Origin of the sequence: Streptomyces sp. NPDC085927, assembly GCF_044540975.1 — a bacterium.
Taxonomy (GTDB): Bacteria; Actinomycetota; Actinomycetes; order Streptomycetales; family Streptomycetaceae; genus Streptomyces; species Streptomyces hirsutus.
In genome coordinates this window covers 817,601-842,158 of sequence record NZ_JBITSN010000002.1, presented here as the reverse complement: position 1 = coordinate 842,158, position 24,558 = coordinate 817,601, and the positions used below count along the sequence as shown (strand labels likewise).

Sequence of the window (24,558 nt, the reverse complement as noted above, 5' to 3'; positions counted from 1 at the left end):
GCGGAACGACGGTTGCGGAACGCTCAGTTGCCCGGCATCCGGTTCCGGGCGATCAATTCGTCAAGGCGCTGAACCTTTCCGGCCGGACAGCCGTCTGAACAGGTGACGGGCCGCCCCATCCCCCCGGGGCGGCCCGTCACCTTCCGTCGGCGCCGGACCGGACGCTCCGCAAACCGCCGGACGGGCCTTACTTCACGCCCAGGATCTGCTCGATCGGGTCGATCGCGAAGTACACCAGGAACAGGGCCGATGTCCCCCACAGCAGCCAGTGGATCTCCTTCGCCCTGCCCAGCACCGCCTGGATCAGCACGTAGGCGACGAAGCCGGCGCCGATGCCGTTGGTGATCGAGTAGGTGAACGGCATGACGGCGATGGTGAGGAAGGCCGGGATGGCGATGTCGTACCGGTCCCACGGGATGTGCCTGACCTGGGTCATCATCAGGAAACCGACGGCGACCAGGGCGGGAGCCGCCGCCTGGAGCGGGACGATGGTCAGCACCGGGGTGAGGAACAGCGCCAGGGCGAACAGCCCGCCGGTGACCAGGTTGGCGAACCCGGTACGGGCGCCCTCGCCGACACCGGCCGCCGACTCGACGTACGAGGTCGCCGAGGAGGAGGACGCCGCGCCGCCGGCGACGGCCGCGGCACCGTCGATGAGCAGCACCCGGCCGAGGTTCGGCACCTTGCCCTGCTCGTCCAGCAGTCCGGCCTCGGCGCTGACGCCGACGACCGTGCCCATGGTGTCGAAGAAGTCGGACAGCACCAGGGTGAACACCAGCAGGACGATGGTGATGACGCCGGCCTGCCCGAAGGCGCCGAACAGGCTGAAGTCGCCGATGAGGCCGAAGTCGGGGGCGGAGACCACCGAGTCGGGCCACGCGGGTGTGGTCAGCCCCCAGGTGGGCACGTCCGCGAGGGCGTTGATGACCATGGCCACCAGGGTCATGACAACGATGCTGACGAGAATGGCGCCGCGCACCTTGCGGGCGAGCAGCGCGACGGTCAGCAGGACACCCGCGCAGAAGACGAGCATCGGCCAGCCCGCGAGGGTGCCGGTGCCGCCCAACTGGACCGGCACGGTGGTGTTCGCGGCGTCCGGGACACGGGTGACGAACCCGGCGTCGACGAAGCCGATGAGGGCGATGAACAGGCCGATGCCGACGCCGATCGCCTGCTTCAGCGCCTGTGGGATGGCGTGCATGACGGCCTCGCGCAGGCCGGTCACCACCAGCACGCAGATGAGCAGGCCCTCCAGGACGATCAGGCCCATCGCGTCGTCCCAGCCCATCAGCGGGGCGACCTGGAAGGCGACGACGGCGTTGAGCCCGAGTCCGGCGGCGAGCGCGAGGGGAAGGTTGCCGCCGACGCCCATGATGATCGTCATGACGGCGGCCACCAGGGCGGTGGCGGTGGTGAGCTGGACGGGGTCGAGCTGTTCGCCGAACTTGTCCTTCGCGCTGCCGAGAATCAGCGGGTTGAGGACGAGGATGTAGGCCATGGTGAAGAACGTGGCGAAACCGCCGCGTATCTCCCGGCCGACGGTGGAACCGCGTGCCGATATCTTGAAGAACCGGTCGACGCCGTTCCCCGCCGGGGGCCGGGAGTCCGGCTTGTCGGCCACCTGTTGCGAGTCGGACATGGCGAACTCTCCTCAATACCCGAGTGGTTACTGGTGATCATTGGTGCTCGTTGACGCCTGAGTGATCCGTGTGCGGATGCTGGCTGGATTGTGCCCGCACCGAATCGCGTTCAGGTGTTCTCCTTGTTACGGAATCGCATGCCGACCGGCCATACGGCGTTCGGCCCTCCGTACGATCCGCGAAGAATCCGAAAAGGATCCGGACCAGGCCCGTACGCACCCGAGTCGGTGCCCGCCGGGCGTCCGGGGTCCGCCGCGAGGGGAGGTGGTGGTCCGTGGGCACCATCGCGGACGGCAGCGCCGCCGCGGAGTTCCATGCCTTCTTCGAGCGTCACTACGCCGAACTGTCGCGGCTGGCCGTCCTGCTGACGGGCGAGGCGGACACCGCCGACGACCTGGCGGCGGACGCCCTGCTGGCGTTGTGGCACCGCTGGGACCGGGTGCGCGCCGCCGACCATCCGGCGGCGTACGCGCGGGGCGTGGTCGCCAATCTGGCCCGCACCCGTATACGCAGCGCGGTGCGCGAGCGGCGCCGGATCGCCCTGTTCTGGTCGCAGCGCGAGGAGCGGGTCGAGAATCCGGACGTCGCGGGCGTGGTGGACGTGCGGGAGGCGTTGCGCAGACTGCCGTTCCGCAAGCGGGCGTGCGTGGTGCTGCGGCACGCCTTCGACCTGTCGGAGAAGGACACCGCGCTGGCCCTGGGTGTCTCGGTGGGTACCGTGAAGAGCCAGACCTCCAAGGGGATGGCCGAACTGCAGCGACTGCTGGGCACGTCGACGCCCGAAGTGCCGCGACGGGTGCACGCGGCGCATGCCGCACTGGGCGGGGCTGTCCTGGGAGGGGACCGGTGACGATGCGGCGGGACGATGCGCCCGAGGAGGTGCGCGCCCGGCTGCGGGAGGCGGCCGGGGCGCACCGGCCCGACCGGGAGCGCATGCTGGTCCGGGTGGAGCGCGGCATGGCCGGGCCGGGCCGGCCGGTCCGCCGGGCGGCGCGCCCCCGGGAGCCGGGCTGGATCCGGGTGGCGGGCGCGACGGCCGCGGTGGCCGGGGTGCTCGCAGCGGCCGGTTACACGGCGGCATCCGCGGTGCGGGACGCCCCGGCTCCCCCGCAGCGCCAGGTGGCGGTCTCCCCGACGACGGCCGCCGCACCGCCCTCGACGCCGCCCCCGGAGGCGCCCGACGCGGCGCGGCCGCCCGCCGGCTCCGGGGGCGGCCCGCTGGGGGCGGACGGTGCGGTGAACCCGCACAGCAACGAGTTCTGGGCGCAGAGCGATGTCACCCTGCGCGCCGGCGAACGGCTGACCGCGCTGACCGTGCGGCTGCGCGTCGCGCAGACCGGCGGGGTCTCGTCGACGGGTGCCTGGCGGTCGCTGCCCGAACAGGACTTCGGCCTCACGGTGGGCGAGCGGGGCGGGTTCCTCGTCTACACCTGGACGCTGAGGAAGGGCCGCACGGTCCCGCCGGGCGAGTGGGTGTTCGCCGGCCAGTATGACCATGCGCGTGGCGGCCGCGACGCGCGGAAGGACACCTACACGGCGACGGCCGCCACTGCGGGAGCCGAACGGTTCTCCGTGGACGGCGGTTTCACGCCCGGGGACGCCGACGACACGGCAGCGGGGCGATGAGCCGGGGCGAGGGGCCCACGGTGTTCAAGTCCAACACCGAGGAGAAGTGGTACCTGTTCATCGACGAGTACGGCGGCCGGGGCTGTCTCCCCTTCGAGACGACCGACCTCGCCTCGGGCCGCTGGACCCCGTCCACCGGTTACCAGCTGCCCGCCGGTCCCCGGCACGGCACCGTGATCCCGGTGACGCGGGCGGAGTACGACCGGCTGCCGGCCGTGTACCCGTAGGGGCCGGCCACCGTCACAGGACGGCGGCGAGCCAGGCGTACACCTCGTCCTGCATCGCCCCGTCGAAGACGTGGCCGCGGTCCGGCCACGTCTTCAGCCGCAGCCGGTGCCCGGCGCCCTGCGAGTGCCACAGGGCGCGCAGCTTGTCGTAGGCGGTCCGCACGCCGTCGGCGGGGAACAGCGGGTCGAGCCCGCCGTGGAAGAACAGCATCGGCCGGGGTGCGGCGATGCCCGCCACGTCGGGGATGTCCAGGTGCCGGGTGAGGCCGGGGTGGAGCATGTGGAACGCCGACTGCCCGCGCAGCGTGTTGTTGCCGGGCACCATCATGTCCTTCAGTCCGGTCATCCAGCACACGCTCGCCGCGGCCGCGACGTGGTCGCTGAGCGCGGCCGCCTGCCAGGCCCGGTAGCCGCCCATGGAGAAGCCCAGGGCGGCCACCCGGCGGGCGTCCACCCGGTCGAGGCCGGCCAGGAAGGCGGCGGCGCGCTGGTCCTCGCGGGCGTGGAGTCCGGCGAGCGAGGAGCCGAGGTGGAAGAGGTTGCTCGCCAGTTCCTGCTGCCGCTCGTAGGCCAACGGCCCCCGCTCGCCCCATCCGAGGGCGTCCAGGCAGAGCACGACGTGGCCGCGCCGGGCGAGTTCGTCGCCGACGAAGCGTCCGCCGAAGTGCCGCGCGGCCCACTGCTCGGCGGAGGCGAGCCGGGTGTCGTCGTACCAGGGCCGGACGCACTTCTCCTTGCCGATGTCGAAGCGGGAGCCGTGGTCGTGCAGGAGCAGCACGGCCGGGAAGGGCCCGGTGCCGTACGGGGTGAGCAGCACGCCGCGGGTCCTGCCGTACCGGGTCAGCGAGAGGGTCACCGACTCGCGGGTGAAGCCCTTCCCTCCGGAGTCGTCGGGGGCGGCGGGGCCCGCGGTGAACTCGGGCGCGTACGGCGTGCCGTCCTGGTCGTCGACGACGAGCAGTTCCTCGACCTTTCCGCGGGCCGCCCGCCGCCACGCGTCGAAGTCCCGGACGGGTGAGGTGCCCCAGGCGAGCGGGAACGTCAGGTCGTCCTTGAGCACTTGGTGGAGTCCGGGCGGGCCGGGGACGGGGGCGGGGGCAGAGGACGAGGTCATCTTGCGGCCGGCCGGGGGTGCCAGTCGCCGAGGTAGGTCCCGGGAGTGTGGGCGGCGGCCCGGGCCCGGGTGAGCTGCGGCCGGTTCTCCGGGACGGTGACCACGGCGCCGGGACCGCTGTTGCGGTACTCGGCGAAGCGCTGGTCCTGCCAGGGGTGACCGGCCGCCATGGTGGTGTAGGGCGCGACGGCGTCGATGCCGGGGCCGAGGTGGGTGTCGCGGACGGTGAGCATCGGGCGGGCGGTGGTGTCGGAGCTCGGCACCCAGGGGCGGGCCAGCTTGTAGTGACCGTCGGGCGCCTCGCTGCTGATGGTGCTCCTGGTGACGAGGTAGCCGCGCGGGTTGGCGCCGGCGGTGGAGGGCGCGAAGACGAAGCCGTACGGGGCACCGGTCAGGTCCGGGCGGATCAGGGTGCGGAAGTGGCAGTGCTCGAAGACGGCGGTCGCCCGGCCGAAGACGAAGTCGACGTCGCCCTCGGCGTAGCAGTGGGAGAAGTACTGGCGGGCGAACGTGTCCAGGGACGGGGAGTCGGCGTACAGGGTGTCCTGATGGCCGAGGAACCGGCAGTGCGTGAAGGCGCTGCGGTCGCCCTGCACCTTGAGGGCGACGGCCTGGGTGCCGCTGGTGCCGGGGAGGTCGGTGCGCAGCCAGTCGTTGGCGAAGGTGATCCGGCGGGCGGTGAAGCCGTCGGGGCGCACGGTGGTGGTGGCGGAGCCGGAGGTGCCGTAGGTGCCGGAGCCGTCCGGCTTCGGGGTGCCCGCCGCGTTGTTGTGGACGATCACTGTGTCCCGGGCGTCGGGCGAGGCGCCGATCCAGGTCATGCCGGTGCGGTCGGCGTCGACGGAGACCGTCTCCCGGTAGGTGCCGGGGGCCAGGACGAGGACGCGTCCGGTGCCGGTCGCGGCGGTCACGGCCGCCTGGACGGTGGTGAAGTCTCCCGCGCCGCCGGGGTGCACGTACAGGGTCTTCGGGGTCAGGCGGTCGGCCGGCGAGCCGTACCGGCCGAACGGCCGGCGCGGGCCGTGGGCGGCCCGGGCGGGGGCGGCGGCCCGGGCGGGAGCGGCGGTCAGGGCGAGGGCGGTCGCGGCCGAGGCACCCGTGAGCAGGAGACCCCGTCGGGAGACGGGCGGGGACGTGCGCGAGGAGAACGGCAGCGGGCGGCCGTGGGGCGAGGGCATGCAGGTGCTCCTTCGGTACGGGACCGGGCGGGCCGGGTCGGACGGGCGGTGGCGGGCGGACCGGGTCGACGGGCGAAGCGGGCGGGATGGACCGGGGCGGGCGCGCGCCACAGTGGGGGTGGTACGCGCCCGCCCCGGCGTCAGGGGTGCGGGGAGGAGGTCAGCGGAGGCGGCCCGCTCCCGCACCGTGCTTGACCAGCGCCGGCACCGCCTGCGCCCGGTCGACGTCGGCGCGCAGGGTGGGTGTCCAGCCGGCGCCGGACCGGAGGGTCTCCTCGGGGATCTCCGCGTTGTGCACGGCGATCAGGTCGACCCGCTTGCCGTTGACGAGGTTGTTCCGCGCGGTGAGCGGCGAGTCGTTCCACCGCTTGAGGATCTTGGCCGGGCTGACGCCCTTCGCCAGGGTGAACGCGTTGTGCTCGGCGACGAGCCGGGACTCCTTGCCGATGCCGAAGCTGTAGCCGTAGCCCGCGTCGGCCACGAAGTGGTTGCTGTAGACGTCGACCTGCCCGAAGCGCACGCGCGGCGCGCGCTCGACCAGCTTCGAGAACAGGTTGTGGTGGAAGGTCGCCTTCAGCTTGCCCCGGTCGCCGACGGCCGTGGACTCGCCGTCGCTGTTGCCGATCAGGATCGTCTTGTCGTGCTCGGTGAAGACGTTCCAGGAGGCGGTGACGTAGTCGGCGCCGCGGACGATGTCCAGCTCGCCGTCGTGCTGCTGGTACAGCATCCCGAGGTGGGTGGGGGCCGCGCTGTCGGGGTGCTCGCCGTCGGTGAAGGTGTTGTGGTCCAGCCAGACGTGGGTGGCGTTGTACACGACGGCGGTGTCGTACTCGGAGTTCCAGTTGCCCCTGTCGCCGTCGGTCGGGTCCCACTGCGGGAAGCAGTCGAGGGGGCTCTCCAGGGTGAGGTTGCGGACGATGACGTTGTCGACGTCCTTGATCTGCAGGCTGGCGCCCTTGAACCCGGCGTTCTTCCCGATGCCGATGATCGTGGTGTTGGCGGGGACGTTCGCCTTGATCGTGGTGTTCTGCTGGGCCGCCGAGGCCCTGCGCAGGCCCTCGGGGCTGTCGTCGGGCTCGTCGCTCAGGTCCTGTTCCAGGCCCCAGGTCTCGGGCGCGTACTTCTCCAGGTAGGCGTCGAAGTCGTAGCCGGGGACGGCGAGCGAGTCGCAGCCGGCGGAGACCGCGTCGATGGTCCCCCGCACCTTGATGATCTTCGGCGCGCTGCCGCCGTCCGCCAGGGCCGCCTTGAAGCCGGCCCAGTCGCTGACGGTGTGGACGTGCTCGGGGGCGGCGCCGGCGCCTCCGGTGGTGCCGGTGCCGTGGGACGCCCAGCCGTCGTTCGCGCCGAGTGTCTGCCGGGCGGGGTCGCGGTGCTTGCCGGGGTGGTCACCGGAGTGGCCGCCGTGCGCCTGGGCGCCGGTGCCGGTCAGGGCCAGGACGAGGGCGGTGCAGCCGGCCAGCCCGGCGGCCTTCACGGTGGCATGGGCATGCCACTCACGTCTGTTCGGGGTGCGGGTCATGGTGCGGGTCTCCCTGTGTCTCGTTCCGTCGGTGTCGCGGACTGTCGTGCGCGCCCCTCGCGTGACTCACGCGTCCCACGCGCCTCACACGGTGTGCGCGAGGCGGGTCAGGCGGTGGCGCCGCCGTCCGGCCAGGTGATCCAGGACTCGGGGATCACGTCGTCCAGCCGGCGCACGTCCCGCGGCGCGAGCACCCGGGTGCGCAGCAGCTCCCGGGCGACCAGCCGCGCCACGGCGATGGCGCCGGGCGGGTTGAAGTGCGTGTTGTCCTGCTCGGTCGCCGTCCAGTTGAAGTACTTCTTCGTCTCCTCGGCCCCGAGCTCCTGCCACAGCGCCAGCGACAGGGCCTGGGTGTCGAGCAGCGCGACCCGCTCCTCCTGCGCCAGCGCCCGCATCGCCGCCGGATAGTCGCCGTGGCTCGGCACGGCGGCACCGCCCGCGTCGAACCTCCGGCGTTCCACGGCGGTGGCCAGCACGGGCCGCGCCCCACGGGCCCTGGCCCCGTCGACGTACAGCCGCAGATACTCCCGGTACGTCGTCCAGGGCTCGGTGTAGCGGGTCGGGTCGGTGGCCTTCTCGTCGTTGTGCGCGAACTGGATCAGCAGGAGGTCACCGGGCCGGACGGCGGCGAGGATCGCGTCCAGCCGTCCCTCGTCGACGAAGCTCTTCGAACTCCGGCCGTTCACCGCGTGGTTGGCGACCTCGAGGCCGGGGCGGAGCAGGAAGGGGAGCGCCGTGCCCCACCCGGTCTCGGGGGCGGCGTCGGCGTACTTCTGGGCCGCGGTGGAGTCCCCGGCGATGTAGAGGGTGCGGGGGCGGGGACGCCCGGGGGCGGCCTGGGCGGTGCCGGTCACGGCGAGGGCGAGGGGAAGGCCGAGACCGGCGGCGGATACCTGTCTGCGAGTGAGCGACACAAGCCTGTGCCTTTCAGCAAGGGTCCGAAGGAGCCCCGTGGGAGGGCTCGGGACTGTACCTGTGTGCGGGCCGCGGCCGGGCGGGCGCGGCCGGTCGTGGGGGCGGCCCGTGCCCCGGAGGGGACGGGCCGCCCCCGCGGTGTCACCGGGTGCGGCTCAGGCCATCTGCTCCTGCCACTCGGCCTGGGCCTCGTTCAGCTGCTCGGCCAGGTTGTCGAGGAAGTCCTTGGCGCTCATGTCCCCGAGCAGCACCTTCTGGAAGCTGGGCTCGTTGTCGGCCTTGGAGATGGTGTTCCAGTCGGGCAGGTAGTACGGCAGCTGGACGATCGTCGTCGACCCGTCGCTCAGCGCGTCCGCGGCCAGCTTCGTCGGCTCCGCCTTCTGGATCCAGTCGTCCTTGGCGGCGTCGAGGTTGGCCGGCACCTGTCCGGCGGACTCGTTGAACTTCGAGTTGGCCTCGGCCGAGACGGCGTACTCGATGAACTTCCAGGCGGCGTCCTTGTTCTTGGAGCTCTGGAACACGCCGAGCCCGTCGACCGGGTTGGAGACCTGGACCCGGGCCCCGTCGGGTCCGGTCGGCTGCGGGATGCCCCGGAACTTGTCGGCGCCGAACGCCTTCACGTGGTCCTGGTACGAGCCGAGGTTGTGGTTGAGCATGCCGATGGTGCCCGAGTCCCACTGCGCGACCATCTTGGTGAAGTCGTTGTTCAGGTCGGCGGCGGGAGTGACCTTCTTGAACAGGCCCGCGTACTTCTCCAGGGCCTCGACGTTCTTCGGGTCGTTGACCGTGGTCTTCTCACCGGTGGAGTCCCAGAACGTGGTGATGCCGGACTGGCCGTACATCGCGTCCAGGGCCTGGGCGATGGAGCCGGCACCACCGCGGATGGTGTAGCCGAACTCGTTCTTGCCCTTGTTGCTGAGCTTGTCCGCGGCCTTGAAGAAGCGGTCCCAGGTGGTCGGCTCCTCGAGGCCCGCCTTCTCGAACAGGTCGGTGCGGTAGTAGAGGACGCCGTTGTTCGCGGAGGTCGGGATCGAGTACAGCTTGTCGTCACCGCCGCCGGCGGCGCGCAGCGACTCGACCATGTCCTTGTTCAGCTTGCCCTCGAGGGGCGACTTGCCCAGCCGGTCGTCCAGCGGGTCGACCGCCTTCTGGGCGGCGAAGCCCGCGAGCATCGACGCGCTGATGCCTCCGACGTCCGGCAGGCCGCCGCCCTGGATGGCGGTGTCGACCTTGGACTGGTACTCGGTGGAGGCGATCCCGACGTACTCGACCTTGATGTCCGGGTTGGCCTTCTCGAAGTCGGCGATGATCTCCTTCCAGATGTCGGTGCGGACACCGCCGTTGTTGTCCCAGAAGGTGATCTTGCCCGTGCCGCTGCCCTCGGCACCCTTGTCGCCGCCCGCGCCGCTGCCGTCGTCGCCGCAGGCGGTGACGGTCAGCGCGAGCACGGCGCCCAGGGCGACGGCGGCCGGGGTCCGGCGCCTGCCGGTGCTGCTGCTTCTGCGATTGCTGATCTTCATTGGTCGGCTCTCTTCTGCTTCTGGTTCTTCTGGTTCCGACGGGACTTGCGGGAGGTGCGGGAGGTGCGGGTGTGGGGGCGTTCGCGGTCGTCCGGCGGGGTTCAGTCACGTGGGGGCGGTGCCGGCGCGGGCGCCGAAGCCGGTGCCGGGGCCGTGTCCGGTGGTGAGGCCGGCCTCGGCAAGCGCTTGCCCAGGAGGTGCGTCATTGCGGCTCCCAACAGGCGTACGGAGGAGGGTGGTCAGGCGGGACTGATCCTGAACCGCCTGAAGGTCGCGGTCCCGGCGTGCCCCTGGCCCGTCGGGGCGAGGGCGGCCAGGCCGAGCAGGGCGCCGACCCAGCGCCACGGTGTGGCGGCGAAGGTCTGCCCGGAGGGACGGAAGCCGTCCCCGGTGTCGTACGAGAAGCGGCAGCGGGCCCCGGCTCCGGCCTCGATCCGCAGCCGGGCCCTGCCTTCGGGGGCGAGGCGGGGGTGGCCGGCGTCGCGTTCGCTCCCGGCGGCCGTCTCGGCGAACCGGTGCACGAGGTGTGCCGTGCCGTCCGCGCCGCGCTGGAGTCCGATCCAGGCGTAGGCGTCCCCGAGGACGGCGAGGCCCGCCCGCGCTCCGGGCTCCGGGCTGTCGAGCCGCAGTTCCACCTCGATGGTGCACGGGGTGCCGGGCAGCCGCTGGGTGAGGATGTTCGGCAGTTTGCGCAGGTCGTGCGCGTCGGCGGTGCGGACGCAGGTCAGCCGCAGGCCGTCGGCGGAGTGCTGGGTGGCCCAGCCGTCATGGGGGTCCTCCCTGCTCGAGCGGAGCCGAGAGCTTGGGGGAGGGTTGGCCGTCCACTGCCACTGACGGCCGTGCCGGCCGCCGGGGAAGTCGTCGTCGGTGGCGGGCGCGGAGGCCGGCTGGGCGGGCAGGTCCGGGCGGCGGTGCTCGGCGACGGGGGCACCGTCGTTGCCGATCACCGGCCAGCCGCCCCCGCTCCCGCCCTCATTCGCCCGGGAGGTGTCCCCCGCAGGGCCCCAGCGCATCGGCTGGAGGTGCACGACCCTGCCGTACGCCCCGCGCTGCTGGAAGTGCAGGAACCAGTCCTCGCCGGACGGGGTGCGCACCCAGCCGCCCTGGTGGGGCCCGTTGACGTCGGTGTCCCGCTGCTCCAGGACGACCTTCTCCTCGTACGGGCCGAAGAAGTCGCGCGCCCGGAAGGCGCCCTGCCAGCCGGTCTCCACTCCCCCGGCGGGCGCCAGGATCCAGAACCAGCCGTCGTGCCGGTAGAGCTTGGGCCCCTCCAGGGTGAACCAGCCGGGGATGCGGTCGGCGTCGACGATCACCTTGCCCTCGTCGAGGAGTTCGGTGCCGTGGGGGTGCATGCGGTGGCCGGTGAGGCGGTTCTTGACGCCGGAGCGGGACTTCGCCCAGGCGTGCACGAGGTACGCCTCGCCGGTCTCCTCGTCCCACAGCGGGCACGGGTCGATCAGGCCCTTGCCGGCCTTCACCAGGTGGGGGCGGGTCCAAGGGCCGCGGATCTCGGGGGCGTTGACCTGGAAGATGCCCTGGTCGGGGTCGCCCCAGAAGATCCAGAACCGGTCGTCGTGGTGGCGCAGGGACGGCGCCCAGACCCCGCAGTCGTGCCGGGGCATCCCGAACTCGCTCTCGGGTTCCAGGCGTTGCAGCGCGTGACCGACGAGTGTCCAGTTGACCAGGTCACGGGAGTGCAGCAGCGGCAGTCCGGGGACGCGGCCGAAGCTGGAGGCGGTCAGGTAGAAGTCGTCGCCGACGCGGGTGACGTCCGGGTCGGACCAGTCGGCGTTAAGCACCGGGTTGCGGTAGGTGGGGTCCGTCGGCGGGGCGCTCACGGGCTCACCGCCTTGCGGACCAGGGCGGCCGCGTCGTCCCTGCCGAGGCGGCCGTCGGCGACGACGGTGACGACGCGGCGGACCACCGTCTCCCCGGGCGGGACCGGCAGCCGTGCGTCGTGGGCGAGGGAGGAGCCGACGCCGGGGTACTCGGCGGCGCGCACGAACCAGGGGTCGCGGCGGGTCGCCTCGGTGGCCCCGGCGAACACCAGCGTCCAGTCGGCGCCGGCCAGGGCCACCCAGTCGGCCGGGCGGCCGTGCACCGCTTCCTCGCCCTCGGCGGAGGAGGTGAAGACCTCCGGCCCGCTCTCCTCCTTGCGGGCCCGCCAGAAGAAACCGCCGTAGGCGGCGCCGGCGCGGCCGTTGGTGGCCGGGCTGCCGACGGAGAGCGGGGCCTCGGTGACGTTGGTGAGGGAGAAGGTGAAGTCGAGCGCCCAGGCGGTGTCGGTGAGCCCGGTGGCGGCGACGGTACGGCGCTCCCGCAGCAGCTCGCCGGGGGCGGCGATCCAGCGCAGCTCCTCCACGAAGCCGTCGGGGTCCCGGAGCTGGAATCCGGTGTGCCGCTGGGAGCCGTGGTTGTCCAGCTCGGTGGAGCCCCGGTCGCGGACGTAGGTGCGCCCGCCCCAGAAGTTGTGCCCCTCGACGTCGGGAACGGCGACACCGACGCCGAGGTGGTGGGTGTGGTCCACGGGGGACAGTTCGGTGACCGCCGTGCCGGCCAGGGTGGTGACGGGGTGCAGGTACGGGCGCGGGGAGAGCCTGTGGGGCAGCTCGGGCCGGGTGACGTACCGGCCGACCGGCCGGCCCGCAACGCGCAGGACCGCGAAGTCGTCACTGGTCATCGGGTGCTCACCTCTTTCGGCGGGTGCGGTGCGGACTGCGGTGCGGACTGCTGTGCGGACGGTTCTCCGGACCGCCGCGCGGACTCGGGTACGGCCTGCCGTGCGGGCAGGGCCCAGGGGGCGCCGAGTTCGGAGTAGAGGGACAGGGTGTCGGCGGCGGCCGCGACGAGTCCGTCGACACCGGGGACGACGCGGCGGTTCTCGCCGGGGACGCGGTGCCAGGCCCCGGCGGGCAGCGGGGCGGGGTCGGGGGCCCGCCGGATCGCCTCGACGACCTTCATGAAGGCGCCGGTCGCGTCCGGGGTGACCAGCAGGGGGGCGCCGGTGACGAGGTGGTCGACGAGGTTCTCCAGCAGGTCGGTCCGGCCGAAGTGTAGTTCTTCGGGGCCGTGGCCCGCACGCTGGACCAGGACGCGGTCCTGCTTGTACCAGAAGGTGATCCGGCCGCTGGTGCCGTGCACGAGGACGTACGGGTCGTCGGCCCGTTCGGCGCACAGGGTCGCGGCGACGGTGACCGGCCGGCCCTGTGCGGTGGTGACGCGGACGCAGGACGTGTCGTCGGACTCGATGTCGTTGGCGCGCAGCAGTTCGGTCTCGATGCCGGTGACGTCCTCGGCGCGGGTGCTGCCGGCCAGCGCCAGGGCGGTGGCGACGGCGTGGGCGAGCGGGTTGGTCAGCGCCCCGTCGATCACGTCGACGCCGTTCAGCCGGCGCCGGCCCGCCCAGGGCGCCCGCCGGAAGTAGTCCTCCGGGCGCACCCAGGCCCCGGCGCCGCCGATCCCGGTCGGCCGGCCGATGGCGCCGTCGGCGACCAGTGCGCGGATGGCGGGCACGGCGTGCGAGCCCAGCGACTGGAAGCCGATCTGGCAGGCGATCTTGGCGGCGGCGACCCCGTCGGCCATCCGGCGGTACTCGGCGTAGGACGGTGCCGGCGGCTTCTCCAGCAGGAGGTGCACGCCCCGTCCGGCGGCGGCGAGGGCGAGGTAGGTGTGGGTGTGGATCGGGGTGCAGACGACCGCGATCCGGGCCCCGGTGGACTCCAGCAGGGCGCCGAAGTCGGCGGACTGCTCGGGCGGTTCACCACCGTACTCGTCCTCGGTGAGCGGGGTGAGTTCGCAGATGCCGGCCAGCCGGACGAGCCCGTCCTCCTGGAGCCTGCGGATGTTCGCGAGGTGCCAGCGGCCGTGGCCGCGGGCGCCGGCGAGCACGACGGGCAGCGGCTCGGGCCGGGGCGCGGCGCCGGACGCGGCCTCAAGGGCGCCCCGGGGTGCGGGCTCGGGTGCGGCCTCGGGCGTGGTCATCCCTTCACCGCCCCCGCGCTGAAGCCGGTGATCAGCCACTTCTGGATGAAGGCGAACACGATCACGACGGGCACGGCCGCGATGATGCCGCCCGCGGCGAGGGCGCCGAGGTCGACGCTGTCCGCGCTCATCAGGGTGTTCAGACCGACCGGGATGGTCTGCTTCTCCTGGTCGTTGAGGAACATCAGGGCGAACAGGAAGTGGTTCCAGGAGTGGACGAAGGCGAAGGAGCCGACGGCGATCAGTCCGGGCCGCAGCAGCGGCAGGACGACCACCCGGAACGCCCGCATCCTGCCGCACCCGTCGACCCAGGCGGCCTCCTCCAGGGAGTACGGCACGTTCTTGATGAAGTTGCTGATCAGGATCATCGACAGCGGCAGCTGGAAGACCGTCTCGGCGATGATGACGCTGCCGAGCGAGTTGATCATCTGCAGTCCGGCGAAGATCTCGAACAGCGGGACCAGGAGCAGCGCGCCGGGCACGAACTGGGAGCACAGCAGGGCGAGCATGAAGACCCGCTTGATGCGGAAGTCGAACCGGGCGAGCGCGTAGCCTCCGGCCAGGGCGACCAGCGTCGTCGTGATCAGGGTGGCGACACCGACGAGCACGCTGTTCTGGAAGAAGGTGCCGAAGGCCCGGTCCGTCCACACCTTCTCGAAGTGGACGGTGGTCATCGGCCAGGGCACCAGCGAGGTCGAGCCGGCCGGGCGCAGGGCGAAGAGCAGGATCCAGTAGAAGGGGATGAGGGTGAACAGGAGGTAGATGCCCAGGGGGAGGTAGATGTGCCAGCGGGGCACCTCGTCCCAGGCGCGGTGCTTCTTCCTCGCGGGGCGGCTCGGCGGCTCGGCGGCGGAGCGCGCGGGGGCGGGGGCGGCCGGGGCGGCCTCTTTGGTGATCACTTGCTTTCGCCTCCGAACTTGCTCAGCCGCAGGTAGACGATCGAGCAGAAGAGCAGAATCACGAACGCGACCGTGGTGAGGGCCGACGCGTAGCCGAAGTCGTGGGCGTCGACGCTGGTGTTGGCGATGTACAGCGGGAGCGTCGTGGTCACGCCGGCCGGTCCGCCGCCGGTGAGGGTGTAGAGCAGGTCGACGTTGTTGAACTCCCACACCGCGCGCAGCAGCGTGGACAGGATGATGGCGTCCTTGAGGTGGGGCAGCGTGATGTGCATGAACTGCTGGAAGCGGCTGGCCCCGTCGACCTCGGCGGCCTCGTACAGGTCCTTGGAGACGGACTGGAGGTCGGCGAGGATGAGGATGGCGAAGAAGGGGACGCCGCGCCAGAGGTCGGCGACGACCACCGCCGAGAAGACGGTGGAGGTGTCCGAGAGCCAGCTGGTGCCGTAGTCGCCGATGCCCATGTCGGCGAGGTAGCGGGTGATGCCGGTCTGGGAGTTGTAGAGGAGCACCCAGATCGCCGAGGTCAGCACGCCGGAGACGGCCCACGGGGAGAAGACCAGGGCGCGGCCGACGCCCCGCCCGATGAAGGTCTGGTTGACGATGAGCGCCAGCGCGAGTCCGAACATCAGCTGGAGGCCGACCTCGACGACGACCCACTTGGCGCTGAAGACCAGGGTGTCCCAGAACAGCGGGTCCTCGGTGAAGAGGTGGACGAAGTTGTCGAAGCCCGCGTAGCCGTTCCGCCACGGCTTGGTGGGGTTGTAGTTCTGCAGGCTGTAGTAGAAGACGCTGATGACCGGGTAGGCGATGAAGCCCAGCATGAGCAGGCCGGCCGGGGCGATCAGCAGGTAGGGCAGTCTGCGCGGCGTGGCGGAGGCACGGCGCCGCCTCGGTGGCGTGGGCGGTTTCGCCACGGCTGCGGCTTGGGCCATGACTGTTCTCCGTTTCTCGGTGTACGTCGTGCTGTGCGGGGGTGAAGCGCTTTCTTCTCAGGTGTGCGGATGTGCACGCGATCCGGGGGACCGATCGTGCGGGGGTGCTCGCGGTCAGCCCGCGTAGGGGTCCTGCACCGTGCCCGGCCGGGCGAGGAACTCGAAGTCGCAGCCGGTGTCGGCCTGGGTGATCTGCTCGTTGTAGAGCGCGCCGTATCCGCGCTCGTACCGGGCGGGCGGGGGCGTCCACTGCGCCCTGCGCCGCTCCAGTTCCTCGTCGTCGACCTCGAGCCGGAGCAGCCGGCGTTCGACGTCGAGGGTGATCAGGTCCCCGGTGCGGACGAGGGCCAGCGGTCCGCCGACGTACGACTCGGGGGCGATGTGCAGCACGCAGGTGCCGTAGCTCGTGCCGCTCATGCGGGCGTCGGAGATCCGCACCATGTCCCGTACCCCTTGCTTGAGCAGGTGGTCGGGGAGGGGCAGCATGCCGTACTCGGGCATGCCGGGCCCGCCCTTGGGGCCGGAGTTGCGCAGCACCAGCACGTGGTCGGCGGTGATGCCCAGGTCCGGGTCGTTGATGGTGCGCTGCATGGTCCGGTAGTCGTCGAAGACGACCGCGGGGCCGGTGTGCCTGAGCAGGTGCGGTTCGGCGGCGATGTGCTTGATGACGGCGCCGTCGGGGCAGAGGTTGCCGCGCAGGACGGCGAGCCCGCCCTCGTCGGCGACGGGCTTGTCCCGGGGCCGGATGACGTCGTCGTGGTGCACCTGCGCGCCGGCGATCTGTTCGCGCAGGGTGTCGTGGGAGACGGTGGGCCGGTCCAGGTGGAGCAGGTCCTCGATCCGGGAGAGGAACCCGGGCAGCCCGCCCGCGAAGTGGAAGTCCTCCATCAGGTACGTCTGTCCGCCGGGCCGTACGTTGGCGAGCACCGGGACGGTGCGGGCGATGCGGTCGAAGTCGTCGAGGGTGAGGGCGACGCCCGCGCGGCCGGCCATGGCGATCAGGTGGATCACGGCGTTGGTGGAGCCGCCGAGGCCCAGGACCGTCGTCACCGCGTCCTCGAAGGCGTCCGCGGTGAGGATGTCGCTCAGCTTCCGGTCGCGGTGGACCAGTTCGACGATGCGCAGTCCGGCCGCGGCGGCCATCCGGTCGTGCCCGGAGTCGACGGCCGGGATGCTGGAGGCGCCCGGCACGGTGACGCCGAGGACCTCGGCGGCGGCGGTCAGCGTGGACGCCGTGCCCATGGTCATGCAGTGGCCGGGCGAGCGGGCCAGGCCGCTCTCCAGTTCCTGCATCTCGCAGTCGCCGATGACACCGGCCCGCTTGTCGTCCCAGTACTTCCACATGTCGGTGCCGGAGCCGAGGGTCTCCCCGCGCCAGTGGCCGGGGAGCATGGGGCCGGCCGGGACGAAGACGGTGGGCAGGTCGGCGCTGGCCGCGCCCATGAGCAGGGCGGGCGTGGACTTGTCGCAGCCGCCCATCAGCACGGCCCCGTCGACCGGGTAGGAACGCAGCAGCTCCTCGGTCTCCATGGCGAGGAGGTTGCGGTAGAGCATCGGGGTCGGCTTCTGGAAGGTCTCGCTGAGCGTGGAGACCGGGAACTCCAGCGGGAAGCCGCCCGCCTGCCACACCCCGCGCTTCACGGCCTGCGCGCGGTCGCGCAGATGGACGTGGCAGGGGTTGATGTCGGACCAGGTGTTGAGGATCGCGACGACGGGCTTGCCCAGGTGCTCCTCGGGCAGGTAGCCGAGCTGGCGGGTGCGGGCGCGGTGGCTGAAGGAGCGCAGTCCGTCCGTGCCGTACCACTGGTGACTGCGCAGTTCCTCGGGCCGCCTGCGCCTCTCGTCGGGGACGTTCACACGGACCACCCGGCGGCTATCGCGGCGACCTCGGCCCGCTCGTCCTCGGGCAGCGGCCTGCTCGGCGGGCGGACCTCGCGGCGGCACAGGCCGAGGGAGGCGAGGGCCTCCTTGACGACGGTGACGTTGTTGGCGGAGCCGTTGGCGGCACGCAGTTCCTCGAAGCGGCGGATCTGCTCCCAGACCTTCATGGCGGTCGCGTAGTCGCCCGACCTGAGCGCCCCGATCATGTCGAGCGACACCGACGGGGCGACATTGACCAGGCCGGAGGTGAAGCCGGTGGCGCCCGCCGAGAAGTAGGAGGGGGCGTACGGCTCGGCGAGTCCGGCGACCCAGACGAACCGCTCGAGACCGGCGTCCCGCGCGAAGGCGGCGAACTTCGCCGCGTCCGGCACGGCGTACTTCACGCCGATGACGTTGGGGCAGGAGTCGGCGAGTTCGGCGAGGCGGGCGCCGGTGAGCTGGGCGTTGCGGATGTAGGGGACGACGCCCAGGCCGGGCACGGCCTCGGCGATGGCGCGGTGGTAGTCGACCCAGCCGCTCTGGGAGACGTAGGGGTGGACGGGCTGGTGCACCATCACCATCCGTGCGCCGAGGTCACGGGCGTGCCGTGCCGAGGCGACGGCGGTCGGCACGTCGTGTCCCACTCCGACCAGGACGGACGAGCCGTCACCGGTCTCCTCGAGGGTCAGCTCGGTGACCGTGCGCCGCTCCTCGGGGGTCAGGGCGTAGAACTCGCCGGTGTTGCCGTTGGGGGTCAGGGTGGTGACGCCGGCGTCGAGGAGACGGCGCAGCAGGGCCCGGTATCCGGCCCGGTCGACGGAGCCGTCCTCGGCGAACGGGGTCACCGGGATGGCCACCACGTCGGCGAGGGCCGTCCGCTGGGTCTCGAACGTCGTCGTCATGCCTGACCGTCCTCTTTCTGGGCTGCCGGGGCTGCCGGGGCTTCGGGGATGTCCTGGATCCCGGTGCCTTCCCCGGCACCGAGTTCCGCGCCGGGGAAGGCCCGTCGCACGAAGGAGGCGATGTGCGCGTGCAGGGCGCGCGCCGCGCCGTCCGCGTCGCCGGCGAGGGCGAGGGCGAGGATCTCGCGGTGCTCGCTCGCCTCCCGCTCCCAGGAGGGATCGGCGGCCCAGGCGACGGCGGAGACGAGCGCGGCCTGGTCGCGGACCTCGTCGAGCATCCGGCCGAGCAGCGGGTTGCCGCACGGCAGGTACAGGGCGCGGTGGAACTCCCGGTTGGTCAGGGAGCGTTCGGCGGTGTCGGTGGCCTCGTCGGCCCTCGTCAGCGCGTCGCGCGCGGCGTCCAGGGAGGCACCGCGCCGGACGGCGCGCCGCAGCGCCTCGGGTTCGAGGAGCAGACGCACGTCGTAGACCTCGCGTGCCATGTCCGCGTCGACCATGCGCACCGTGACGCCCTTGTACTGGCTCATCACCACCAGGCCGGTGCCGGCCAGGGTCTTGAGCGCCTCCCGCACCGGGGTCTTGGACACCCCGAACTGCGCGGCGAGGTCGGTCTCGACCAGGGCCTGGCCCGGCGTCAGCCGGCCGGTGAGGATGCGGCGTTTGATCTCTTCCAGCACGTACTGCGTGCGGGAGGGGATCGGGGTGGGCACAGAGGTCATGCGCGCCTCTCGGATCTCGCGTATCGCGTCTCATATATGACGTACGAAGTACGACGCGATGAAACTAGGAGCGGCCCGGGGTTTCGTCAATGCTTCTGACAAAGGAAGTTCGGGTTGCCGTTCCCCGCTTCCGGAGCGGCCGGCCACCGCGCCGACGGCGGGACGCCCGGCCGGACAAGCGTGCTCGCACGGGGCCCGTGAACGCGTGACGGCCGGGCACCCGTCCTGCCCGGGTGCCCGGCCGCTCGGAAGATCTCCAGGTCAGACCTTGGGGGTCCACCCCGGATCGCGGCCGCTCAGCCCCACCGTCCGGTCCAGCAGCGGGGCGTCGGACGGCACGGGCACGACGGGGCCGAAGATGCCCTCGCCGCTGTCCCGGCCGGGTTCCGCCGCGGCGGCGAGGAGGAAGGTGTGCGCGGCCTCGAGGGCGGCGGGGTCGGGCGCGTAGTCCTGGCCGGTGGCGCGGGCCAGGTCCCAGCCGTGGACGACCAGTTCGTCGGCGGCCACCGCACCGGCCACCTCGCCCGGCAGGTCCACGCCCCCGGCCCTGGTCATGCCGGTCCAGGCCCGGGGGTCGCGCCAGGCCTCGGCGAGTTCGCCGAGCACCACGGGCAGGTCCTCGCGCCAGCCGGGGCGCAGGTCCGGCAGCGCGCCGTCCGGGCTGGTGTCCGTGGTGACGCCGAGATCCTTGCGGCCGGCGTCGCGGAAGGCGAGGCCCAGCCCGGCGAGGTGCCCCAGGAGGTGGTGCACCGCGTACCGGGGGCAGGGGGTGCCGTCCGCGAGCTGCGCGTCGGTGACGCCCTGGACGAGGCGCGTCACGATCCGCGCCTGCGGTCCGAGGTCGAGGGTCCGGTCGGTCATGGCTGCTCCTCATGGCTGTGCCCGTGCGCGCACGGGTGTTCCTGGAGGGTTGACCGAGCCGGACCCCGGAACTCATCGCTCGCCCGCGCGGTTTCCAGGGCATCTGCCCGATCCGCAGGGACAGTCCTTAGCCCCACGATGACCTGGCATGACGACGAACGGAACGCAGGGAACGGACGGGCCGGGCGGGCGGACCTGGGCCGCGGTGCGCGTGGTGCGGGACCGGAACGCGCGGCTCTACCTGGCCTCGGTGGTGGTGTCGGGTTTCGGCACGTCCGCGCTGTGGCTCGCCTCCTGCGTGTGGGTCAAGGACCTCACCGGCTCGGACGGGCTGGCCGCGCTGTGCCTGCTGGCGATGTGGGCTCCCGCCCTGGCCGGTCCGCTGCTGGGCACGCTCGCCGACCGGTTCCGTCGCAAGCCCTTGCTGATCGGCACGAGTCTGCTCCTGGCCGGGCTCCTGCTCACCCTCCTCACCGTCGACTCTCCGCACCGCCTGTGGCTGCTGTACGCGGTGCTGTTCGTCTACGGCGCGGCGGGCGTCGTCCACGACGCGGCCGAGTCGGCGCTGATCGCCACCGCCGTGGACCGGTCCCTGCTCGGCGACTTCAACGGGCTGCGGACGACGGCCAACGAGGGCATGAAACTCCTGGCCCCGCTGGCGGGCGCGGGCCTGTACGCCGCGTACGGCGGGGCGGGCGTCGCCCTCCTCGACGCGGTCACCTTCCTGTGCGCCACGGTGCTGTACGCGTCCCTGCGCGTACGGGAGGAGCGGCCCGCACCCCTGCGGGCCGGCCCGCGGGAGCGCCTCGCCGAAGGCGCCCGTCACCTGTGGTCGCATCCCGTGCTGCGCCCGCTGGCCCTGGCGGGCGGCGCCACGATGCTGTGCGCGGGACTGAACGGGGCGCTGGTCTACGCCGTGGTCGAGGACCTCGGCCACTCCCCCGCGTACGCCGGTGTGCTGTACGCCGTCCAGGGCGCGGGCTCGGTGGTGCTCGGCCTGTGCTCGGGGCCTGCCCTGCGCCGCTTCGGCGAGCGGCGGTTCGCGGCGTACGGCATCGCCCTCCTGGCCGCCGCCGTCGCGCTGCGCGCGGTGCCGGACGATCCACTGGCCTGGGCGTGCAGCGCGGCGATCGGGGCAGGGCTGCCCGCCGTCCTGATCGCCACGCTGACCGCCGTGCAGCGCGAGACGCCCGGCCCGCTGCTGGGCCGGGTCACCGCCACCGCCAACACGCTGGTGTTCACACCGAACGTGGTCGGGCTGGCGGCCGGCGCGGCGCTGGTCGGACCGCTCGACCACCGGCTGCTGCTGGCCGCCCTGGGGTGCACGCTGGCGGCGGTGGCGGTGGCACTGTTTCAGAGTGCGGTGAGCGCCGAGCGCACCGCTTCCAGGTCGCCGTCCGACGCCAGTCCCGCGTGATACAGCCGCAGTTGCGTGGCGCCGAGGCGGCGGGCCTCGGCCGCGTCCGCGGCGAGGGTGCCGGGGCTGCCGCCCATGCCGGAGACCACGGTGAAGTTGGCGGCGAGGACGGCGTCCGGACGGTCCTCCCGTGCGAACGGCGCCAGCGGGGCGGGGCCCCCGGTGCAGGGGACGACCACGCCGTCGGCGACGGAGAGGATGTGCGCGGGGTCGACACCGGCGTTGGCACCGCAGTGGTACGACACCGGGTCCGCGTGCAGCAGGACCTGGAAGCCCTCGGGTGCCGCGTCCCGTACCGCCCGGACCACCGCCTCCTGGAGCGTGCGGGCCGTCGCGTCGCGCCACGCGCGCGTGGCGGCCGCCGTCTCCTCGCCGAGGAGCTTGCCGACTCCCGTCCAGCTTCCGTCGGAGGGCGCCCCCCGCCACACCGGTTCCAGGGCGGCCCGTACGGTCGCGGCCAGTTCACCGGCGTCCAGGCCCTGAGCCCCGTAGCCCTCGCGGCAGGACGGGCAGAAGCACAGGGACATCAGGTACTGTCCGGCGTCCCCGAGGCCGACCCCTGCGGTCTTGTCGTGGGCGTGCAGATGCGCGAGCCCGTACCAGCCGAGGGATTCCAGTTCGGTGCCGCTCGCCCCGGGCCGTACCGCCGCCTCCGCGGCCAGGCCGGTCAGGTAGGCGCGGGTGGCGGGCTGTGCGATGCAGGGTGCCCACGGGTAGCGGTCGCCGTAGGCGTTGACGACCGAGGTGTCCGGGTGGTCGGCGCCGAGGCGGGAGTTGTGCGCGAGCACGACCCAGGTGTGCACCTGGAGGCCCGCGTCCGCGAGCGCCGCGGCGGCCTCGCCGAAGGCGTCACCGGGGGCCCAGTCGCCGGAGGGGTACGGGCGCGGGGTGCGGCCGGCCCAGTGGGCGCCGGGCGGGTAGAGGACGGCCGCGTGCTCGGCGGTGACGATACGGTGGCGCGGGTGACGGGGAGTCAGCGCGCGCGTGGAGTGGTAGGCGGAGGCGAGCGTCGCCTGCGCCACGCCGAGCCCGGCGATCCGCGCGGGCGCTTCCGGGTCCCCGTTGACGTCCCAGGGGTAGACGAACGCCGATGCCTTCATTTGGCCTCCTCGATCAGTGCGAGTCCCCGCTCGATCAGCTGAGCGAGTCGCTCGACATGATCCCCGGCCGGTTCGTCGAGCGGCGGCCGGACCTCGCCCACGTCCAGGCCGCGCAGCCGTACCCCGGCCTTGACCAGGGAGACGGCGTATCCGCGCCCCTGGTCGCGCAGTTCGACGAAGGGGCGGTAGAAGCCGTCGAGCAGGCGGTCCACGGTGGCCCGGTCACCGGTGTGCAGGGCCCGGTGGCAGGCGAGGGCGATCTCGGGCACGAAGCAGAACACCGCGGACGAGTAGAGGCCGATGCCGAGGGCACGGTAGGCGAGCTGGGTCTGTTCGGCGGTGGGCAGCCCGTTGAAGTACAGGAACTCGCCGGGGGCCTCGGTGCGTACGGCGCTGATGATCCGCTGCATGTGGTCGAGGTCGCCGTGGCCGTCCTTGAGACCCACGATCCCCTCGGTGCGGGCCAGTTCGACGACGCTTCCGGGCGTGAACAGGGCGTTGTCGCGCTGGTAGACGATCACCGGCAGGGTGGTCGCCGCGGCCAGTTCGCGGTAGTGCCGCACCAGTCCCGTCTGGCCGGCCCGCACCAGGTAGGGCGGCATGGCGAGCAGCCCGTCCGCCCCGGCCCGCTCGGCGAGCCCGGCCCAGCGCACCGCGAGGCCGGTGCCGTACCCGGCGCCCGCGACGACCGGGACGCGTCCGTCGGCCGCCTCGACGGCGACCCGCACGCACGCCTCGAACTCCTCGGGCGTCAGGGCGTGGAACTCCCCGGTGCCGCAGCAGGCGAAGACGGCGGCGGCACCGGCCTCGACCCCGCCGCGCACATGGAGCCGGTAGGTCTCGAGGTCGACGGAGCCGTCGGGTCCGTAGGCGGTGACCGGGAAGAACAGCGGTCCGCTGGGGATACCGAGTCGGGCGGTGAGAGGGGCTGGCGTCACAAGCTCTCCCAGGTCCATATTCTTGATTGGCGTCTACATTTCTGAACGATGCCACGCTAGAGCGCCCTCGGGACGCCGGTCAAGCATGCCGCCCCGTCACACACCAGCCGATTTCCCCACTCCGCAGGAGGCCGGGGGATACTTGACGGGCGACGGGCCGCCTCCTTACCGTGTCCACGCATATGAATGCCGTGCGTGCACATGCACGGCCGGTGACGCAAGGAGATCCTTGATGCCCGCTCCCCGCACCGTCCTGCTCACCGGTGCCGCCGGCGGCCTCGGCACCCTGATGCGGGGCCTGCTCCCGGACTACGGTTACGAGCTGCGCCTGCTCGACCTGCGGCCCGTCGAGGGGGAGCCGGACGCGATCGTGGCGGATCTGGCCGACAGGGAGGCCGTGCGCGAGGCGGTCCGCGGGGTCGACGCGGTCATCCATCTCGCGGGCATCTCCCTGGAGGCCTCCTTCGAGAAGATCCTCGCGGCGAACATCGAAGGCACCTACCACCTGTACGAGGCCGCGCGCGAGGAGGGCGTGGGGCGCATCGTCTTCGCCTCCTCCAACCACGCCGTCGGCTACACCCCGCGCCCGCGGGGCGACGACCCCCTCATCCCCGTCGACACCCCGCGCCGCCCGGACACCTTCTACGGTCTGTCCAAGTGCTTCGGCGAGGACCTCGCCCAGCTGTACTGGGACAAGCACGGCCTGGAGACCGTCTCCGTGCGCATCGGCTCCTGCTTCCCCGAGCCGACCAGCGTGCGGATGCTCTCGGTGTGGATGAGCCCCGCCGACGGCGCCCGCCTCTTCCACGCGGCCCTGACCGCCGAGGGCGTCGGCCACACGGTCGTCCACGGCTCGTCCGACAACACCCGGCTGTGGTGGGACCTCGCCTCCGCGCGGGCTCTCGGTTACGACCCGCAGGACGACTCCGAGCCGTTCGCCGCGAAGCTGATCGCCGAGCAGGGCGAACTGGATCCGGCCGACCCGGCACAGGCCTGCATCGGCGGACACTTCGTCACCGACCCCCCGATCTGGCCGTACTGACGGCACGGGCAGCACCGGCGGATCCGGCACCACCGGCGGTTCCGGCACCGCCCGCACCACCGGCAGCACACAGCGGGAACCGACGGCGCCCGCGCGCACGGTCGCGGCGGAAAATCGACGTCCGCGGCGGCGGGCGGGCACCGAACGGGCCCGCCCGCCGCCGCA

General features: G+C 72.6%; 21 protein-coding genes and 1 pseudogene. 5 read left to right on the top strand and 17 right to left on the bottom strand.

The annotated features are described in order from the left end of the window. Window positions 1–187: 187 nt before the first annotated feature. Window positions 188–1,639, bottom strand: coding sequence for an NCS2 family permease (locus tag ACIF80_RS08785; protein WP_399801122.1), 1,452 nt, complete (start codon window positions 1,637–1,639; stop codon window positions 188–190). A gap of 275 nt (window positions 1,640–1,914) precedes the next feature. Between ACIF80_RS08785 and ACIF80_RS08780 the strand changes: the two genes are divergently transcribed. From ACIF80_RS08780 to ACIF80_RS08770, 3 genes and pseudogenes are all read left to right on the top strand, one after another. Continuing rightward, on the top strand, window positions 1,915–2,490 hold the full coding sequence (locus ACIF80_RS08780) for a SigE family RNA polymerase sigma factor (RefSeq protein WP_399801119.1): 576 nt from the start codon (window positions 1,915–1,917) through the stop codon (window positions 2,488–2,490). A gap of 2 nt (window positions 2,491–2,492) precedes the next feature. Beyond that, the gene (locus ACIF80_RS08775) at window positions 2,493–3,266 is read left to right on the top strand and encodes a hypothetical protein (RefSeq protein WP_399801116.1); all 774 of its coding nucleotides are present in this window, start codon (window positions 2,493–2,495) and stop codon (window positions 3,264–3,266) included. Continuing rightward, window positions 3,251–3,490 (top strand): annotated as a pseudogene (locus ACIF80_RS08770) (1,4-beta-xylanase); the annotation flags it as partial. The gene ACIF80_RS08775 and the pseudogene ACIF80_RS08770, both read left to right, overlap by 16 nt. Window positions 3,491–3,506: 16 nt before the next feature. Here the strand turns inward: ACIF80_RS08770 and ACIF80_RS08765 are convergent. From ACIF80_RS08765 to ACIF80_RS08700, 14 genes are all read right to left on the bottom strand, one after another. Further along, window positions 3,507–4,607: a dienelactone hydrolase family protein gene (locus ACIF80_RS08765; protein WP_399801114.1), complete on the bottom strand. Its 1,101-nt coding sequence runs from the start codon at window positions 4,605–4,607 to the stop codon at window positions 3,507–3,509. Next, the gene (locus ACIF80_RS08760) at window positions 4,604–5,785 is read right to left on the bottom strand and encodes a pectinesterase family protein (RefSeq protein WP_399801111.1); all 1,182 of its coding nucleotides are present in this window, start codon (window positions 5,783–5,785) and stop codon (window positions 4,604–4,606) included. Before ACIF80_RS08760 ends, ACIF80_RS08765 begins: the two co-directional genes overlap by 4 nt. A 160-nt stretch (window positions 5,786–5,945) precedes the next feature. Continuing rightward, window positions 5,946–7,307 carry a polysaccharide lyase family 1 protein gene (locus tag ACIF80_RS08755; protein WP_399801109.1) on the bottom strand — a complete coding sequence of 454 codons (1,362 nt, stop codon included), beginning with the start codon at window positions 7,305–7,307 and terminating at the stop codon, window positions 5,946–5,948. Between the two features lie 107 nt (window positions 7,308–7,414). Further along, on the bottom strand, window positions 7,415–8,221 hold the full coding sequence (locus ACIF80_RS08750) for a rhamnogalacturonan acetylesterase (RefSeq protein ID WP_399801107.1): 807 nt from the start codon (window positions 8,219–8,221) through the stop codon (window positions 7,415–7,417). 156 nt (window positions 8,222–8,377) lie between these two features. After that, window positions 8,378–9,742, bottom strand: a complete 1,365-nt coding sequence (locus ACIF80_RS08745) for an ABC transporter substrate-binding protein (protein ID WP_399801105.1) — start codon at window positions 9,740–9,742, stop codon at window positions 8,378–8,380. Window positions 9,743–9,981: 239 nt separating this feature from the next. Continuing rightward, window positions 9,982–11,580: a family 43 glycosylhydrolase gene (locus ACIF80_RS08740; protein WP_399801103.1), complete on the bottom strand. Its 1,599-nt coding sequence runs from the start codon at window positions 11,578–11,580 to the stop codon at window positions 9,982–9,984. Continuing rightward, complete coding sequence (locus tag ACIF80_RS08735) at window positions 11,577–12,422, bottom strand: PmoA family protein (protein WP_399801101.1); 846 nt, start codon at window positions 12,420–12,422, stop codon at window positions 11,577–11,579. Before ACIF80_RS08735 ends, ACIF80_RS08740 begins: the two co-directional genes overlap by 4 nt. After that, window positions 12,419–13,723: a Gfo/Idh/MocA family protein gene (locus ACIF80_RS08730; protein ID WP_399801099.1), complete on the bottom strand. Its 1,305-nt coding sequence runs from the start codon at window positions 13,721–13,723 to the stop codon at window positions 12,419–12,421. Before ACIF80_RS08730 ends, ACIF80_RS08735 begins: the two co-directional genes overlap by 4 nt. Further along, window positions 13,720–14,622 (bottom strand): carbohydrate ABC transporter permease, encoded by a 903-nt coding sequence (locus ACIF80_RS08725; protein ID WP_399801097.1) that lies wholly within the window; start codon window positions 14,620–14,622, stop codon window positions 13,720–13,722. The genes ACIF80_RS08730 and ACIF80_RS08725 overlap by 4 nt, the downstream gene beginning before the upstream one ends. After that, entirely contained in the window at window positions 14,619–15,554 is a 936-nt protein-coding gene (locus ACIF80_RS08720) for a carbohydrate ABC transporter permease (protein ID WP_399801095.1), read from the bottom strand. Before ACIF80_RS08720 ends, ACIF80_RS08725 begins: the two co-directional genes overlap by 4 nt. 114 nt (window positions 15,555–15,668) lie before the next feature. Continuing rightward, the gene (araD, locus tag ACIF80_RS08715; RefSeq protein ID WP_399801093.1) at window positions 15,669–17,411 is read right to left on the bottom strand and encodes an L-arabinonate dehydratase; all 1,743 of its coding nucleotides are present in this window, start codon (window positions 17,409–17,411) and stop codon (window positions 15,669–15,671) included. Further along, entirely contained in the window at window positions 17,408–18,316 is a 909-nt protein-coding gene (locus ACIF80_RS08710; protein ID WP_399801091.1) for a dihydrodipicolinate synthase family protein, read from the bottom strand. The genes araD and ACIF80_RS08710 overlap by 4 nt, the downstream gene beginning before the upstream one ends. Beyond that, complete coding sequence (locus ACIF80_RS08705) at window positions 18,313–19,035, bottom strand: GntR family transcriptional regulator (RefSeq protein ID WP_399801088.1); 723 nt, start codon at window positions 19,033–19,035, stop codon at window positions 18,313–18,315. The genes ACIF80_RS08710 and ACIF80_RS08705 overlap by 4 nt, the downstream gene beginning before the upstream one ends. Window positions 19,036–19,296: 261 nt before the next feature. Beyond that, window positions 19,297–19,896 carry a TIGR03086 family metal-binding protein gene (locus ACIF80_RS08700; protein WP_399801086.1) on the bottom strand — a complete coding sequence of 200 codons (600 nt, stop codon included), beginning with the start codon at window positions 19,894–19,896 and terminating at the stop codon, window positions 19,297–19,299. A gap of 148 nt (window positions 19,897–20,044) precedes the next feature. Here ACIF80_RS08700 and ACIF80_RS08695 point away from each other — a divergent pair, with 148 nt between their 5' ends. Next, a complete protein-coding gene (locus tag ACIF80_RS08695) occupies window positions 20,045–21,313 on the top strand; it encodes an MFS transporter (RefSeq protein WP_399801084.1) in 1,269 nt (422 codons plus the stop codon). Here ACIF80_RS08695 and ACIF80_RS08690 read toward each other — a convergent pair. Together ACIF80_RS08690 and ACIF80_RS08685 are read right to left on the bottom strand one after the other, a co-directional pair. Next, on the bottom strand, window positions 21,250–22,413 hold the full coding sequence (locus ACIF80_RS08690) for a hypothetical protein (protein ID WP_399801082.1): 1,164 nt from the start codon (window positions 22,411–22,413) through the stop codon (window positions 21,250–21,252). The two genes, ACIF80_RS08695 and ACIF80_RS08690, sit on opposite strands and share 64 nt — an antisense overlap. Then, a complete protein-coding gene (locus tag ACIF80_RS08685) occupies window positions 22,410–23,351 on the bottom strand; it encodes a 5-dehydro-4-deoxyglucarate dehydratase (protein ID WP_399801080.1) in 942 nt (313 codons plus the stop codon). Before ACIF80_RS08685 ends, ACIF80_RS08690 begins: the two co-directional genes overlap by 4 nt. 232 nt (window positions 23,352–23,583) lie before the next feature. On the opposite strand from ACIF80_RS08685, the gene ACIF80_RS08680 reads away from it, so the two are divergent. Further along, window positions 23,584–24,393: an NAD-dependent epimerase/dehydratase family protein gene (locus ACIF80_RS08680; protein WP_399801078.1), complete on the top strand. Its 810-nt coding sequence runs from the start codon at window positions 23,584–23,586 to the stop codon at window positions 24,391–24,393. Window positions 24,394–24,558: the final 165 nt, after the last annotated feature.